Below are 15,185 nucleotides of genomic sequence, written 5' to 3'. Positions count from 1 at the left end.
TTTGTTACTTTTTACTTACTCAGGTACATGCTCTTCTCTTTATACAACTGGCGGAAGTAAGGATCCCGCAGGTCTTTGATAAAGCGGATCGCCTCTCCGGTAGATTTCATTTCAGGGCCCAGCTCCTTGTTCACACCCGGGAACTTATTAAAGGAGAACACCGGTTCCTTGATGGCAAAACCGCTCAGCTTCTTCTCTATTTTGAAGTCCTTCAGCTTGTTAGCGCCCAACATGATCCTGGTGGCAATATTCAGGTAAGGCACCTGGTAAGCCTTGGCAATGAACGGTGTGGTGCGGGATGCGCGGGGGTTAGCCTCTATCACATATACTTTGCCGCCTTTAATGGCAAACTGTATGTTGATCAGGCCCCGGATATCCAGCGCACGGGCTATCTTCTCCGCAATGTATTCCATAGTGGTTACTTCCAGCGGAGAAAGGTTAAAAGCTGGTAACACGGCGTTACTGTCGCCACTGTGGATGCCTGCCGGTTCTATATGCTCCATTACACCCATTACGTGAAAATCTTCCCCGTCAAAGATGCCATCTATCTCCGCCTCCTGGCAACGATCCAGGAAGTGATCGATCAATATCTTATTGCCGGGCAGGTGTTTCAGCAGGCTGATCACCGCTTTCTCCAGCTCTTCCTCATTGATCACGATCCGCATCCGCTGGCCGCCCAGTACATAGCTGGGGCGTACCAGTACCGGGTAACCTACTTCTTTGGCCACCTCAATGGCTTCGTCTGTATCGTAGGCGGTACCGTAGTTAGGATACGGGATATTCAGTTCTTTCAGCAGATCGGAGAAACGGCCGCGGTCTTCGGCAATATCCATATTATCGAAAGAGGTGCCTATGATACGGATCCCTTTTTCTTCCAGGCGTTTGGCCAGCTTCAGGGCTGTTTGTCCGCCCAGCTGTACAATTACGCCTTCCGGTTGCTCCAGTTCGATGATCTCCCACAGGTGCTCCCAGAATACCGGCTCAAAGTACAGCTTGTTGGCCATGTCAAAATCCGTGGATACGGTCTCCGGGTTACAGTTGACCATGATGGCGTCGTATCCGCACTCCTGTATCGCCTGCAGACCGTGTGTACAGCAGTAGTCAAACTCAATACCCTGACCAATACGGTTAGGTCCTGAGCCCAGCACGATCACTTTTTTCTTGTCAGAGGGTATGCTTTCGTTCTGTGTATCAAAAGTGGAGTAGAAATAAGGCGTTTTTGCTTCAAACTCAGCAGCGCAGGTATCCACCATTTTATAGGTACGGCGGATGTCCAGCATCTTCCGCTTTTCATATACTTCTTCCTCTTCGCAGTTACCAAACAGGTGAGCCAGCTGTTTATCAGAGAAGCCCATTTGTTTGGCCTCGCGCAGCAGCTCAGGCGTTACGGTTTCCAGATCATGCTCCAGTAATTGCTTCTCCAGGTTCACAATATCATTGATCTGGTACAGGAACCAGCGGTCTATCAAGGTAAGCTGTTGGATCGTTTTAACGGATACCCCTTCCATCAGGGCGTCCTTGATACGGAAGATGCGATCCCAGGTAGGCGTTTTCAGCCTTTCCAGCAGTTGCTCGCTCTTCATCAGGGATTTACCGTAGTAACCCAGGCCAATGGCGTCGTTCTCCAGGCTCTGACAGGCTTTCTGGATGGCTTCCGGGAAGGTGCGGCCTATGGACATCACCTCGCCTACGGATTTCATCTGCAGGCCCAGGGTCTCATCAGCGCCTTTGAATTTGTCAAAGTTCCAGCGCGGCACTTTCACGATCACATAGTCCAGTGCCGGCTCAAAGCAGGCAGAGGTATTACCGGTGATCTGGTTATTCAGCTCATCCAGCGTATAACCAATGGCCAGCTTAGCGGCTATTTTGGCGATGGGATACCCCGTGGCTTTGGAAGCCAGCGCCGAGGAGCGGCTTACACGCGGGTTGATCTCTATCGCGATCAGTTCTTCGTTTTCAGGGTTCAGCGCAAACTGTACGTTACAGCCGCCGGAGAAATTACCCAGGCTGCGCATCATCATCATCGCTTTGTTACGCATGTCCTGGAAAGCGGTATCGCTCAGCGTCATGGCCGGCGCTACGGTAATAGAATCACCGGTATGTACGCCCATGGGATCCAGGTTCTCTACCGTACAGATGATCACCACGTTATCATTCATATCGCGCAGCAGCTCCAGCTCAAACTCTTTCCAGCCCAACACGGCTTTCTCTACCAGTACCTCATGGATGGGGGATGCCTGCAAGCCGCGGTTCAGCGCTTCGTCCAGGTCTTCCTTTCCGTGTACAAAACCGCCGCCTGTACCACCCAGGGTAAAGGAGGGGCGTATCACCAGGGGAAAACCTATCTCCTGTGCAAACTCTTTCCCTTCCAGGTAGGAGTTGGCCGTTCTGGCGGGCGCTACCGGTATGTTCAGCTCGATCATGAACTGGCGGAACAGCTCCCGGTCTTCGGCTTTATTAATGGCTTTAATGTCCACCCCTATCAGGCGCACATTGTATTTTTCCCATACGCCCAATTCATCCGCCTCTTTACAGAGGTTCAGCGCAGTTTGTCCACCCATGGTAGGCAGCACGGCATCTATCTGGTTTTCTTCCAGTATCTGCTCAATACTTTCTACGGTCAGCGGCAACAGGTATACCCTGTCTGCCATCATGGGATCCGTCATGATAGTGGCCGGATTAGAGTTGATCAGTATCACCTTGATCCCTTCCTCCCGTAATGAACGGGCAGCCTGGGAACCGGAATAGTCAAATTCGCACGCCTGACCAATGATAATAGGACCAGAACCGATAATGAGAACAGATTTGATAGACGAGTCTTTTGGCATTGTGTATTTCTATTGTAAATGAAAAACCCTGCTGATTTTCATGCCAGTGATGGACAAAAAAAATCGTGCAAAATTAAGGGTTTCAAAGAATTTGTTGGTAATAATTTTTGACGCTCATGTGGTCACCCTACCTCAAAACCAGTATGACGGCGCTTTTAGCATATGACTGCCCCATGCCGGCAACCGGTAGAAAAATGCTCACAGGCACAGACATTAATGAAAAGCCGTATAAGTGCAATGGCGTCCGTTATTCTTGTATGAAATAAATTGCCTATTCATAAGTAGCTATTATCTTTTGACAGGGTTTTATTTTGCCATGATAACAAGGGAGCAGCCCCACCCAGCCAAATAGCACAATCATCTGCCAACAAAAAGTCCCGGCTCGCGTCGTCAGGACTTCCCTATTTAAACCTAAATTTATTCCTATCAGCTATTGCTCTTGTTTTAACCTGCTGCCCATAGCGGCAATACACGCGCCCATAAGGGCAATAATAGAGAAAGATATACGCAGGCTAAATGCTTCTGCCACAAACCCTATCAGCGGCGGACCAGATAAAAAGCCCATATAGCCAATGGTGGATACTGCGGCAAGAGCCACGCCCGGCGACAGGTTCTTTGACCTCCCTGCCGCGCTGTATACCAGCGGCACTACGGACGATACGCCAGCGCCTACCAGCAGGAAGCCAAATATTGCGGTACCAAAATAAGGCAGTAGCACGGCGATCAATAAGCCGGTAGCGGTAAGCAAACCGCTTAACTGCAATACCTTTCGTGCGCCCAGGCGGGTGGTCAGCCAATCGGCTACAAAGCGGAAAGAGGCCATGGTGCTCATAAACGCAGCATAACCAATACCGGCCCGCCCATCCGGCGCATGCAGTACCTTCTTAAAATATACCCCGCTCCAGTCAAACATCGTTCCCTCGCATATCATTGAGCAGAAAGCAATAATACCCAGCGTTATCAACGACATAAACAAGAACCATCTGCTCCGGAGCCTTATCCATGTGCGATAAATGCGTACCCGCGGCACTTTTACCACATTCTCTGCTTTCTTTTTGGGCGCCGGTTTCGTACCCTGGTGCTGCACAATATGTTTAGCGCTCACCGCAATGATAATAGCCGCCATGACCGTAATAACAAAGAAATGCTGGTAGGGCAACACTCCCTGGCCAGCCATTAATGCACCAATAGCGGCGCCGGTAAACCCCGCCAGGCTCCACAATCCATGAAAAGAGGCCATAATGGCGCGGCCATACATCGCCTCCACCGCTACCGCCTGCGTGTTTACAGCAATATTGGCAATATTGCCCATAAAGCCAAACAACATCAAACAGGCAAACAACTGCCAGGGCGCCTGCACCAACCCCAATAAAGGCAATGCCAGGGCATAGCAGAATCCGGCTACCAATACCACCTGCCGGCTACCCAAACGGGCCACCAGCCAGCCGGCTACCGGCATAGATATGACCGATCCAATAGGCAATGCCAGCAATACGCCGCCAAGGCCCCCCTCGCTAAGGTGCAACGCCTGCTGAATGGCCGGGATCCGGGAAGCCCAGCTGGCAAAGCATAATCCTGTTAGAAAGAACAGGGAACTTACGGCTATACGTGCGGCTCTTTTCTGCGCCATGCCCTCGATAGATAACGTCTGCAACATCAGTCAATTATTAATAACACTTGCTTAGATCACTTTTATACCCAGGTCCAGGTACGGTTGTATACGCTCCTGCTCTACCCTGTCTGTAATAATTGTATCCAGCGCTGTAATTTCGCATACTTTAAACGGCTCTGCGGTGCCCATCTTATCAATGGTGGCCAGCGCCATCACCCGGTTACCGGCCTGTATCATGCAACTCTTCACCTCTGCTTCGCCCAGGTCTATACCGGTAATGCCCGCCGTTGGGTGCAGGCTGCATACCCCCAGGAAACAGATATCCGCCCGCACCTTCTCCAGCATACGGATGGTATCCATACCAGAGGTTACCTGCGAGTTCTTAAATACCTGCCCGCCGGTAAGGATCACCTCTATAGTAGGATGCTCCATCAGCTGCATGGCTATAGGCACACTGTTGGTGATCACCGTTAGCCGCAGCTGGGCGGGGAACATCTTTACCAGCATGTAGGTAGAGGTGCCGCCATCCATAATGATCGTTTGGCCGTCATGCAGAAAAGACAACGCCTTGCCTGCAATGGTTCGCTTATCATCCTCATGGATGCCAATACGCTCTTTAAAGGAATACGGATGCGGTGAATGGGGAATAGCGCCTCCCCTCACCTTTATCAAAAGCCCGTTCTGCGCCAGTACCTCCAGGTCGCGGCGCACAGTGTCTTCTGATACGTGCAGGTCATTGCTCAACTCTGCCTGCAGCACCTTCTGATCCGTCTTTAACTTCTTCAGAATATAATCCAGGCGTTCTTCTTTCAACATATCCTTGCCATTTTCTGCAATATTATGTAATTATTTGCAATAATTTAATAGAAGAGTTGGTGTCAAATGCATAATTTTGCAGAAAACAGCAGAATATGGCAAGAATTGCAATAGACATGGACGGCGTTATGGCAGATACTACCCAGCAGTATATTGACTGGTATGCAGCGCGTTATGGTGTACAGGTGGATAAAACCAGCTTAAACGGCAAGCCGGAAACAACCGGTTTCCCTTTAGATGGCGTGGTAAGGCAATTCCTTTATACGCCAGGCTTCTTCCGGACAAAACCGGTTATACCCGGCAGTCAGGAAGTGATCAAAGCACTGAATGAGCAACATGAAGTATACATCGTATCCGCAGCCATGGAGTTCCCGCAGTCCCTTTCAGAAAAACTGGCCTGGTTACAGGACCACTTCCCCTTCATTGGCTGGCAGCAGATCGTTTTTTGTGGCCATAAACGCATTGTAGACGCGGATTACATGATCGATGACCATGTAAAGAACCTGAGTACCTTTAAAGGAGAGCCGTTATTGTTTACAGCCCCGCACAATATGAACGTGCAGGAATATAAACGCGTAAACACCTGGGAAGAAGTGGGGGCATTGCTGTTAGCAGGTAATTAGGAGTGGCCGGCGCCGGCGTTCCGTAGCAGGCGCAATGTCCTGAAACAACAGCGCTACCCCTCCAGTTGGGTATACTGTATGCCAGACCTGTTATTAAACCAGGTATAGGTATAAAATTCCGGGTCATTCACATAACCGGCCCTTACCGGGGCAGATAACATCCGGGCCTCCAGGTCATCATACTCCTTCAGACTGGATACCCGTTGTTGTTGTACATTTTTCCAGAACAACGCCGGGGCATTATCATCCTTGTTCAGGAAGGTGGTGAACCATTCCTTACGCTGTTCATCGGTGTCCTTTTGCAAGGTCTCGCACAAGTCAGCGGCGCTGCCGGATAAAAAAGCCTGTAACCATTCATTCAACGGGGATCTATTGGGCTCTACAAGCAGTAGCAGCTCATCTGGTAACAGCATATGACTACGGGTGATGATCATCTCGTCCCTATGCCCTTTATTCAAATGCCGGGCAATGATCTGTGCATAACGGGGACGGGTTAACAGGCTAACGCCACTGTTTACAGACATGCTAACATGCCATACCTCGGGGAATAACGGATTAGTTTCCATATAATAATTTCAATTGCAGCCTTACCATGCGGATGGCTATTTCAAAAATCAGGTTTGCATAAAAATAATACTTATTGTTTCCTGAAAAGACGCCGCCGGATAACTATTATTTCTGCAATATCATTATGATTCAAATTATTACATAACAAACCCCACATTTACAATATTGTAAATGCAAGTTCATTACCGGAAATCAATTGTGAGGATCTGGTTGTTCAAACCTTTTTAGACCTGGCCTGTTTGCGTAGTTGCACAATATCCTTCTTAAAGGTGTCCATAGTTTCCTTTAATGCATTGTGTTGCCGGAGCAGCTGGTTATAATCCTCCAGGAGCTTATAATACTTCTCACGCAGGGCCAGCATTTCGTCAGACTCGGCGCTGCGCGTCTCCTCCGCCGTGTTGGGATGCAGGAAGGCAGCCTCTGTCATCTCCAGCGCCTTGGTAACGGTTTCCAGTTCCGCAGCATCAAATACCGGTTTCTCAAACAGGTTGTACATGGTTCTCCTGCTCATATCTAAACGCCTGGCCAGTTTGCTTTTGTTAAGGCCCTTCTCTTCGATCAGCTCCGTAAACCGCTGTCCATGGTGGGCAACCGTAGTTACCTGGCCCTTGCCGTTTTTTGAAACAACCTTGCTGTTCCAATTATAGAATTCATCCGGCGTAATGCCTATTAAAGTGCAAAAGCGCTCCAGCGTAGATCTCTTCATATCGCTTTTGCGCAAGTGGTAGTGTGCTATCTGGTTTGTAAAGCCGGCCATGCGGGCGAAGTCAACGATCTTTATTTTCCTCTGCTTCAGTATCTGCTTTAAGCGCTGGCCCATGTGGATTAACCCTAGCTGCATCGTATAATAAAGTTTTTCAGTTTTACCCGTATCAGTTTTTCATATGATATCATTATTACAATATAATCATTTCTATTTCATTAGGTGAATTAAAATTTCATAAAGATTTAATAGTGATCAATTCAGTTAATGATATAATTACGGGAAAGCGGACATATCAGATTGCAAAGAATGATACTAAAACAATAAATTTTTAAACGGAAGCATGTGTGCCTGTACTAAAAATATACCCGTAGTAACGATGTGATTTTGGCTGTAAAGCCGCTGTGATATTGGATTTAACGGGGAAAAAATCATTATAAAAAAATAGCACACCTGCCGCATTATCAATATATTTGCTGATATGAAAGCAGGCAGTTATTATTTATCGGTAGCCATTATCAAGGCTAACATCAAACACTTTTTTTGACAGCAACCTTAAAACTTTCATGACCATGAAGAAGTTAGTGCCTCACACACCGGTACCCGTTAACATGCTGCAGGATATCCATGCAAACCTTATCAACTTTCCGCTCCGTTTCCGGGAGAAAGTATGCGAAGAATGCTCCTGGAGCATTCCAACCTTTTATCGTAAAATGCGCGGTTTAGACAAACCCGCCGCCGATGACAAAAAGATAATACCCGCTTTGAGTAATGCAGAAAGAGAAAAGATCATGGCTGTACTGGACGAAGTATTCCAGGAGCTTTGGACCTATTGTGATGTCTATCGCAAAAAGCCGCGTTCCTAAGCCCATTAATCCGCATAACTAAATCTTTCGTTTACTGAAAGATTTAGTTATGCTTTACCGGCGTTACCTGCAGCTGGCCAAACCCAAAGAACAACATGAGCTGGTGATTTACCGCTATGTACAGGAAAGATTGAAGTAAGGGATTAGCGTAGCCCGCCATTGCATGAATCACGGAATTAAACCGCTGGCCCGGCAACAGGCCCTTTACCCTGCCCGCTCCCCACTAGTGGTTACTCCCCCGCCACTAACTACTATCAACTATCTTTATTAAATTTACTCTCCATTTATGAACAGCGTAAATACAAAAATATAAGTAGCTATGGCCTACCCGTATCAGATCAGCAATTTTGAGGAATACCAGCAAGCCTACCACCAAAGCGTGGTGGACCCGGAAGGATTTTGGGCCAATGTGGCCGATCATTTCTACTGGCGCCGTAAATGGGATAAGGTCCTGGATTGGAATTTCAAGGAACCAGACATTAAATGGTTCATGGGAGGCAAGCTGAATATTACAGAAAACTGCCTGGACCGCCACCTGGGCACCCTGGGCAATACGCCCGCTATTATATGGGAACCCAATGATCCGGATGAGCGTCACCGCATTCTCACTTACCGTGAGCTTTACAATAAGGTATGCCAGTTTGCTAATGTGCTCAAGAATAATGGCGTAAAAAAAGGCGACCGTATCTGTATTTACATGGGCATGATACCGGAACTGGCCATTGCCGTACTGGCCTGCGCCCGCGTAGGCGCTATCCACTCCGTGGTATTTGGCGGTTTTAGCGCGCAATCTATTGCAGATCGTATACAGGATGCCGAGTGTAACCTGGTCATCACCTGCGACGGCGCCTTCCGTGGTAACAAGGACATTCCCCTCAAAGCCGTGATAGACGATGCGCTGATGGCCTGCCCCAGCGTAAAGAAAGTGATCGTATGTACCCGTACCCGCACCCCGGTAAGCATGCTTAAAGGCCGCGATGTATGGTGGGAAGATGAAATAAAGCAGGTAGAGACCATGGGCAATCCGCCCTGCACAGCAGAGGAAATGGATGCAGAAGATATGCTGTTCATCCTTTACACATCCGGCAGCACCGGCAAACCCAAAGGCGTGGTGCACACCTGCGCCGGCTATATGGTATATGCCAATTACACCTTTGTAAATACCTTCCAGTATCAACCCGGAGAAGTATACTTCTGTACGGCAGATATCGGCTGGATCACCGGGCATAGCTACATCCTCTACGGCCCCCTCAGCGCCGGCGCCACCACCCTTATGTTCGAGGGCGTGCCTACCTGGCCGGATGCTGGCAGGTTATGGGATATCACGGATAAATACCGCGTAAACATATTATATACGGCCCCCACTGCCATACGCAGCCTTATGGGCTTTGGCCTGGGTCCGGTAAATCATAAAGACCTTAGCTCCCTGAAAAGACTGGGCAGCGTGGGCGAGCCTATTAATGAAGAGGCCTGGCACTGGTTCAAAGACCAGATCGGCAAAGGCAAATGCCCCATTGCGGATACCTGGTGGCAAACAGAGACCGGTGGCCATATGATCACGCCTATTGCCGGCATCACCAAAGAAAAACCAGGATTCGCCACCCTGCCCCTGCCGGGTGTGCAACCCATACTGGTGGATGAAAAAGGCGAAGAGATCACCGGTAACGGCGTAAACGGTAACCTGTGTATCAAGTTCCCCTGGCCGGGCATGTTACGCACTACTTACGGCGATCATGAGCGTTGCCGCAAAACCTATTTTGCCACCTACGAGAACCTGTACTTTACAGGCGATGGCTGTATGCGCGATGAAGACGGCTACTACCGTATTACCGGCCGCGTAGATGACGTGCTGAATGTAAGCGGCCACCGTATAGGCACCGCGGAAGTGGAGAACGCTATTAATATGCACGCCGGCGTAGTAGAGAGCGCAGTAGTAGGTTATCCGCACGAGATTAAAGGGCAGGGCATCTACGCCTACGTGATCTGCGATAAGCCTACTAATAGCAAGGACGCTGAGCTTACCAAAAAAGACATTATACAGACCGTATCCCGTATTATTGGGCCCATCGCTAAACCGGATAAGATCCAGTTTGTATCCGGCCTCCCAAAAACGCGTTCCGGCAAGATCATGCGCCGCATCCTGCGCAAGATAGCAGAAGGCGAACTGGATAGCCTGGGCGATACTTCTACCCTGCTGGATCCGGCCGTGGTAGAAGAAATTAAGCAGGGAAAACTCTGATAAAGAATACTATCGGGAAAAGGGCAACAGAACCTTGGCCAAAAGCCGCCGTTCGTTGCCCTTTTTTCATGCGCGCCCCATCCGTAAACCCGCCACACTACTTACATTTGTACTATGAAATTCCTCAAACGCTCGCTGCGGGTTTGCCTGGTGCTGTTCCTCATTTTCAACATCATCCTCGCTTTTCACGCCTGGAAGTTCACCCACTTCTATGACGATACCGGCCATGTAAACAGGCGGCCGGAGCAAATGAGCGCCTGGGAAAAAACAGGCCTGATCTTATTTGGCGTAAACCTCTCAAAATCCTCCATCCGCAACTGGCCGGAGGCGCCCTATAAGACCATTGCCCTCCACACCCATGATGGCCTGCGGATAGAAGGCTGGTGGATAGCCGCGCAACAACCGGCCAAAGGTACCGTGATCCTGTTCCACGGCTATGGCAGCAATAAAGGCGCAAAACTACCGGAAGCCATGTACTTCCGCGGCCTGGGATACAATACTTTCCTGGTCGATTTCCGGGCGCATGGCAACAGCGATGGGTATACCTGCAGCGTAGGCTACAAAGAAGCGGAAGAAGTAAAGCTGGCTTACGACTACGTAAAAAGCTGCGGCTACCGCAACATCACCTTATGGGGCATGAGTATGGGCGCCGCCGCCGTACTAAAGGCGGTGCCGGAATACAAGCTGCAGCCGGAAAGATTGATCCTCGAAAGCCCTTTTGCTACCTTAACAGACGCGGTAAAAAGCCGTATGTGGGCAGTGCATTTGCCGGGTACTCCCTTTGCACAAATGGTTACCTTCTGGGGCGGCGTAGAACAGGGCTTTTGGGCGGCAGGTTTTAAGCCGTCGTTATATGCGAAAGAGATCCATTTACCTGTATTGTTATGCTGGGGTAAAACAGATATAAGGGTGATGGAACACGAGACCCGCGATATCTATACTAACCTGGGAAGTACGCAAAAGCAGCTGGTGATCTTTGAAGCATCCGGGCATCAATCCTTTTGCCGGAACGAACATGATAAATGGGCGGCTGCAATAAACAACTTTCTGCAGCAGCAAGCTGCAAGAACCACTATTAGCCAGGAACAATAGCCGGTAGTAAGCCTCAACAGGCAATACAACTACCAGTACCTGATCAACAAACATCAGCGCCGTATCACCACCGGCGTGCCTACCTTAATAATATCATACAGCTCATTCACATCCGCATTCTTCATACTTACACATCCCAGCGTCCAGTTAATACGGCTGTCCACATAAGCGTCCCGTATACCAGAAGCATATTCCACACCGTGAATGCCAATCCCCCCGCCAATATCTGCATTGGCCGCTAACCGGCCCTGTTGCTGTAGTTGATGGAATCTTGCCCAGGAACGTTCATTGGGATAATCAAGCAGCATAAACCGGCTCCAGCGGCCGTCATACCGTTTGCTTTGAATATGAAAAGTGCCTTCCGGCGTCTGGCGGTCGCCCTGGATCAGCTTATCTTGCAGATCACGGCTGCCAAATACTACTTTATAGATCTTACGGAGCGTTACATCTTCATAAAGGTATAGCCGGTAATCACTCTTATCTACCAGCAGAAAAACTTTGTCGGCATCAATGTCAGTAGGGCGCAACTTCACCGTATATAACCCACTTTCATTATTAAACCCGGCTAAGGGTATCAGCACTAATAACAATATACACCAACTATAGCGCGGCATCTCACAAGGGTTTTAGTATAATGATAACGAAGACGTTATCCGTTTATTGCTTAGGATAATAAAAACGAAAACGCAAAAATAAAAAAGAGGCTGCATTCAACGCTGAACGCATCCTCTTTTATTTTAATTTTTTATTTTCTACTTCTTTTAGTATCCGAACAGCTCATCCAGCGATACCTTCTTCACCTCACCATATTTCTTCAGGTCATCCTCACTGATCTTCTTCTCTGAGCCCAGCACACAATAGGTGTAAGGCTTGCCGGCCAGGTTCTGATCATGGAACTGCTTCACATTATCAAAAGTAAGTTTGTCAAGGGAGTTATATACCTCTTTACGATAGTCTGTATGTAATCCCAGTTTCTGCGCAGCCAGGTAGCTGAAGATAATGCCATCCTGGGTGATACGCTCTGTTTGCAGATCCTGCTTCACGCTCTGGCGGGCAGTTTCCAGCAGTTTGTCAGAACGGGGGATATCATTCAGCAGTTCATTCATACCGGTAATGGCCTCATTCATCTTATCGGCCTGGCTACCTACATAAGCCACTACGGAATAGCGGTCATCCTTCTTTTCAGGGGATGCATAGAACGCGTAGGTAGAGTAAGCCAATGCTTTGGATTCACGGATGGTCTGGAATACAATAGAGCCCATGCCGCCGCCAAAATAACTGTTGAATAAGGTAACCAGGGCGGTATTGTCTACGCTGTAAGGCGTAGTGTTCCTTACCCAGTTCACCTCTGCCTGAACCATGTCATAGTCTGCAAACAGCACCTGGTTATTAGCCTGGCTGCTCTTCTCAAACTTCACCGGCGCCGGCGTAGCCGCAAATGCAGCAGGTATGGTGTGCAGCTTTTTTACAGATGCGGCGGCCGCTGTCAGCTGTTGCGGACCGTAATAGATAACGGTATGTTGATAGGTAGGCAACGCATGCAGCATATCCACCAGTTCTTTTGATGTAATGGCGGTTACCTCTGTCTGGCTTAACTGGTTGTTGTACGGGTTATGCGGACCGTATATACCATATTGTACCAGGCCGCGCATAATGGCCACCTTGTTCAGTTTATTATCTGCACGGGCTTTCTGCAAACGGCCTTTTAAAGCGGCCAGCGCCTCTTCATTAGGCTCACAATGAGTAAGCAGGTGCTCGAATAACGTTACTGCTTTATCAAAATTCTCCTGCAAACCGGAGATGGTGATGGTCGTTACATCTGTAGTGGAAGCAACGTTAAAGTTACAGGCAATATTATAAAACTCCTTACTGATCTGTTCTGTGGTGTATTTGTCTGTACCCAGGTACTGCAGGTACTGAGCGGCCAGGGGCAGTTTTTTATTGTTCCAGCTGCCCATATCAAACCGGTAGTACAGGCGGAAGAGCGAGTTGTTCTTGTTCTGCACATATAGCATCTCTGCCGGACCTACCTTGCTCTTCTGGATATCCTTATCATAGTCCAGCCATTGCGGTTGTACCGGGGTGGCGGGGATAGCGGCTACCTGTTGCAGGAAGGGTGATTGTGCCTCGCGGTTCACCTCTACCGGGGTAATGGAGGGTTTCTCTACCTTCTCAATGTTTTTGTCTTCTCCTTTACGTTTGTACAGAAGCACGTAGTTATTCTTCAGGTATTGGTTGGCGTAGTCTACGATCTGTTGTTTGGTTACCTTGCTCATGGCGTCTACCATCTCTACATCGCTGATCCAGTTCTGGCCGCGGTGTTTGATAAAGCCGTCCATCATAGCGGTAGCACGGTTATTATTGCTTTCCAGACCCTGTAATTCAGAGAGCTTGGCGTTATTCACGATGGCTTTTACCAGCGATTCGTCAAACTCGCCTTTACGCAGAATGTCCAGCTGGCCCAGTAAAAGGTCCTTTACTTCTTCCAGCGTCTGGCCTTGTTTGGCCTTACCAGACATTACAAGCACCGTGTAATCCTTCCATTGCAGCTGATCTACGCCTGCGTTCAGCACTTTCTGTTGTTTATTGATGTTCAGGTCCAGCAAACCGGCCTTGCCGTTATTGAGGATCTGGGCCATTACGTTCAATAATACAGTGGAGTGTACATCCAGCGCGCCGGGCATACGGAAGGCAATGTTTACGCTCTCAGCGTCCGGGCCAAATACCTCTTTTTCAATAGGGGCGGCAATAGGCGCTTCAATGGGCGCCTTATATTCATGTATCGGCTTTTGCTGCATATAGGCAAACCCTTCGTCTATCCTTTTAACCACATAGTCCGGATCAAAATCACCGGCCATTACAATGGCCATATTATTAGGCACATAGTAGGCGTTATAGAAATCGCGGATGGCTTTCAGGTTCGGGTTCTTCAGATGCTCCACCGTACCAATGGTGGATTGCTGCCCGTAGTTATGCGTAGGGAACAGCGTAGCCAGCATCTTCTCGTACATCTTACGGCCGTCGTTATCCAGGCCGCGGTTTTTCTCTTCATATACTGCTTCCAGCTCCGTATGGAAAAGCCGGAACACCGGCTCCCGGAAACGCTCTCCCTGTACGGCCAGGTATTTATCAATGGCGTTGGATGGGATGTCTTCTTCGTAAATGGTTTCCTCTACCCAGGTGTGGGCATTGGTGCCTTGCGCGCCCATACCGCTCATCATCTTATCATACTCATTGGCGATGGCGTACTTCGCAGCCAGGCCTGAAACGCTGTCTATCTGGTGATAGACCGCTTTGCGGGCAGGAGCGCCGGAAGTATGGTTATACTTGTCATACAGGCCTTCTATCTCGTCCAGGTAGGGCTTTTCCTTGGCCCACTCCAGCGAGCCGAATTTGTCCGTACCCTTAAACAACAGGTGCTCCAGGTAGTGGGCAAGGCCGGTGTGGTCCGCAGGATCATTATCGCTGCCGGCGCGAACGCCGATAAGGGTTTGAATACGGGGCTCTTTTTTGTTGACGCTCAGTATTACAGTAAGGCCGTTCTTTAAGGTATAGAACCGGGCCTGCATGGGGTCGTCCGTTACATAACGGTAGGTATATCCCCCGGAACTCCCTTCTTTCCATTCATATTTATCCTGTGCGTGCGCAGCGTGCAGGGTACAGGATAACAATAGCAGGAAGATGGCTCTCTTTAGCATTGTCATAAGGTGGTTTTTGAAATTTTTGATTATTGCATCCAAATATAGAGAAAAGGGAACAGCCACCGCTACAGGAAAAGTGGGAAAGGCGGATTTAATGTGCGGAGGCACAATTTATTTGGATGTGTAGATGGGTATGGA

The 15,185-nt window shown here is 49.0% G+C and carries 11 protein-coding genes; 4 read left to right on the top strand and 7 right to left on the bottom strand.

The window, feature by feature from the left end; genetic code table 11:
- Nucleotides 1-11 precede the first annotated feature (11 nt).
- The 3 genes from carB to F0L74_RS04295 form a co-directional block, all read right to left on the bottom strand.
- The gene (carB, locus tag F0L74_RS04305) at nt 12-2,828 is read right to left on the bottom strand and encodes a carbamoyl-phosphate synthase large subunit (RefSeq protein WP_149836584.1); all 2,817 of its coding nucleotides are present in this window, start codon (nt 2,826-2,828) and stop codon (nt 12-14) included.
- A 430-nt stretch (nt 2,829-3,258) separates the two neighbouring features.
- Entirely contained in the window at nt 3,259-4,485 is a 1,227-nt protein-coding gene (locus F0L74_RS04300) for an MFS transporter (RefSeq protein ID WP_149836583.1), read from the bottom strand.
- A 24-nt stretch (nt 4,486-4,509) separates the two neighbouring features.
- On the bottom strand, nt 4,510-5,256 hold the full coding sequence (locus F0L74_RS04295) for a DeoR/GlpR family DNA-binding transcription regulator (RefSeq protein WP_149836582.1): 747 nt from the start codon (nt 5,254-5,256) through the stop codon (nt 4,510-4,512).
- Nucleotides 5,257-5,351: 95 nt separating this feature from the next.
- Between F0L74_RS04295 and F0L74_RS04290 the strand changes: the two genes are divergently transcribed.
- The gene (locus F0L74_RS04290; RefSeq protein ID WP_149836581.1) at nt 5,352-5,879 is read left to right on the top strand and encodes a 5' nucleotidase, NT5C type; all 528 of its coding nucleotides are present in this window, start codon (nt 5,352-5,354) and stop codon (nt 5,877-5,879) included.
- A gap of 53 nt (nt 5,880-5,932) precedes the next feature.
- On the opposite strand, the gene F0L74_RS04285 is transcribed toward F0L74_RS04290, so the two are convergent.
- On the bottom strand, nt 5,933-6,445 hold the full coding sequence (locus F0L74_RS04285; RefSeq protein ID WP_149836580.1) for a hypothetical protein: 513 nt from the start codon (nt 6,443-6,445) through the stop codon (nt 5,933-5,935).
- Nucleotides 6,446-6,660: 215 nt separating this feature from the next.
- Nucleotides 6,661-7,287, bottom strand: a complete 627-nt coding sequence (locus tag F0L74_RS04280; RefSeq protein WP_149836579.1) for a helix-turn-helix transcriptional regulator — start codon at nt 7,285-7,287, stop codon at nt 6,661-6,663.
- A gap of 434 nt (nt 7,288-7,721) precedes the next feature.
- On the opposite strand from F0L74_RS04280, the gene F0L74_RS04275 reads away from it, so the two are divergent.
- The 3 genes from F0L74_RS04275 (at nt 7,722) to F0L74_RS04265 (ending at nt 11,346) form a co-directional block, all read left to right on the top strand.
- Nucleotides 7,722-8,015, top strand: a complete 294-nt coding sequence (locus tag F0L74_RS04275; RefSeq protein WP_149836578.1) for a hypothetical protein — start codon at nt 7,722-7,724, stop codon at nt 8,013-8,015.
- Between the two features lie 319 nt (nt 8,016-8,334).
- Entirely contained in the window at nt 8,335-10,254 is a 1,920-nt protein-coding gene (gene acs, locus F0L74_RS04270; RefSeq protein WP_149836577.1) for an acetate--CoA ligase, read from the top strand.
- Between the two features lie 114 nt (nt 10,255-10,368).
- Entirely contained in the window at nt 10,369-11,346 is a 978-nt protein-coding gene (locus F0L74_RS04265) for an alpha/beta hydrolase (RefSeq protein WP_149836576.1), read from the top strand.
- Nucleotides 11,347-11,399: 53 nt separating this feature from the next.
- Here the strand turns inward: F0L74_RS04265 and F0L74_RS04260 are convergent, their stop codons facing one another.
- Both F0L74_RS04260 and F0L74_RS04255 read right to left on the bottom strand, forming a co-directional pair.
- On the bottom strand, nt 11,400-11,960 hold the full coding sequence (locus F0L74_RS04260) for a L,D-transpeptidase family protein (RefSeq protein WP_149836575.1): 561 nt from the start codon (nt 11,958-11,960) through the stop codon (nt 11,400-11,402).
- Nucleotides 11,961-12,107: 147 nt separating this feature from the next.
- On the bottom strand, nt 12,108-15,044 hold the full coding sequence (locus F0L74_RS04255; RefSeq protein WP_149836574.1) for a M16 family metallopeptidase: 2,937 nt from the start codon (nt 15,042-15,044) through the stop codon (nt 12,108-12,110).
- Between the last annotated feature and the right edge of the window lie 141 nt (nt 15,045-15,185).

It is taken from the genome of Chitinophaga agrisoli, from assembly GCF_008386695.1.
In the GTDB taxonomy this organism is placed as follows: Bacteria; Bacteroidota; Bacteroidia; order Chitinophagales; family Chitinophagaceae; genus Chitinophaga; species Chitinophaga agrisoli.
Note: the sequence above shows the minus strand (reverse complement) of the source record. Positions and strands in the feature narration are given on the sequence as shown.

What these genes read in the sequence shown, in the direction of transcription:
- F0L74_RS04285 (WP_149836580.1), bottom strand. Translation starts at nt 6,445, where the DNA reads ATGGAAACTAATCCGTTATTCCCCGAGGTATGGCATGTTAGCATGTCT.
- F0L74_RS04255 (WP_149836574.1), bottom strand. Translation starts at nt 15,044, where the DNA reads ATGCTAAAGAGAGCCATCTTCCTGCTATTGTTATCCTGTACCCTGCAC.
- F0L74_RS04275 (WP_149836578.1), top strand. Translation starts at nt 7,722, where the DNA reads ATGAAGAAGTTAGTGCCTCACACACCGGTACCCGTTAACATGCTGCAG.
- F0L74_RS04280 (WP_149836579.1), bottom strand. Translation starts at nt 7,287, where the DNA reads ATGCAGCTAGGGTTAATCCACATGGGCCAGCGCTTAAAGCAGATACTG.
- carB (WP_149836584.1), bottom strand. Translation starts at nt 2,828, where the DNA reads ATGCCAAAAGACTCGTCTATCAAATCTGTTCTCATTATCGGTTCTGGT.
- acs (WP_149836577.1), top strand. Translation starts at nt 8,335, where the DNA reads ATGGCCTACCCGTATCAGATCAGCAATTTTGAGGAATACCAGCAAGCC.
- F0L74_RS04260 (WP_149836575.1), bottom strand. Translation starts at nt 11,960, where the DNA reads ATGCCGCGCTATAGTTGGTGTATATTGTTATTAGTGCTGATACCCTTA.
- F0L74_RS04295 (WP_149836582.1), bottom strand. Translation starts at nt 5,256, where the DNA reads ATGTTGAAAGAAGAACGCCTGGATTATATTCTGAAGAAGTTAAAGACG.
- F0L74_RS04290 (WP_149836581.1), top strand. Translation starts at nt 5,352, where the DNA reads ATGGCAAGAATTGCAATAGACATGGACGGCGTTATGGCAGATACTACC.
- F0L74_RS04265 (WP_149836576.1), top strand. Translation starts at nt 10,369, where the DNA reads ATGAAATTCCTCAAACGCTCGCTGCGGGTTTGCCTGGTGCTGTTCCTC.
- F0L74_RS04300 (WP_149836583.1), bottom strand. Translation starts at nt 4,485, where the DNA reads ATGTTGCAGACGTTATCTATCGAGGGCATGGCGCAGAAAAGAGCCGCA.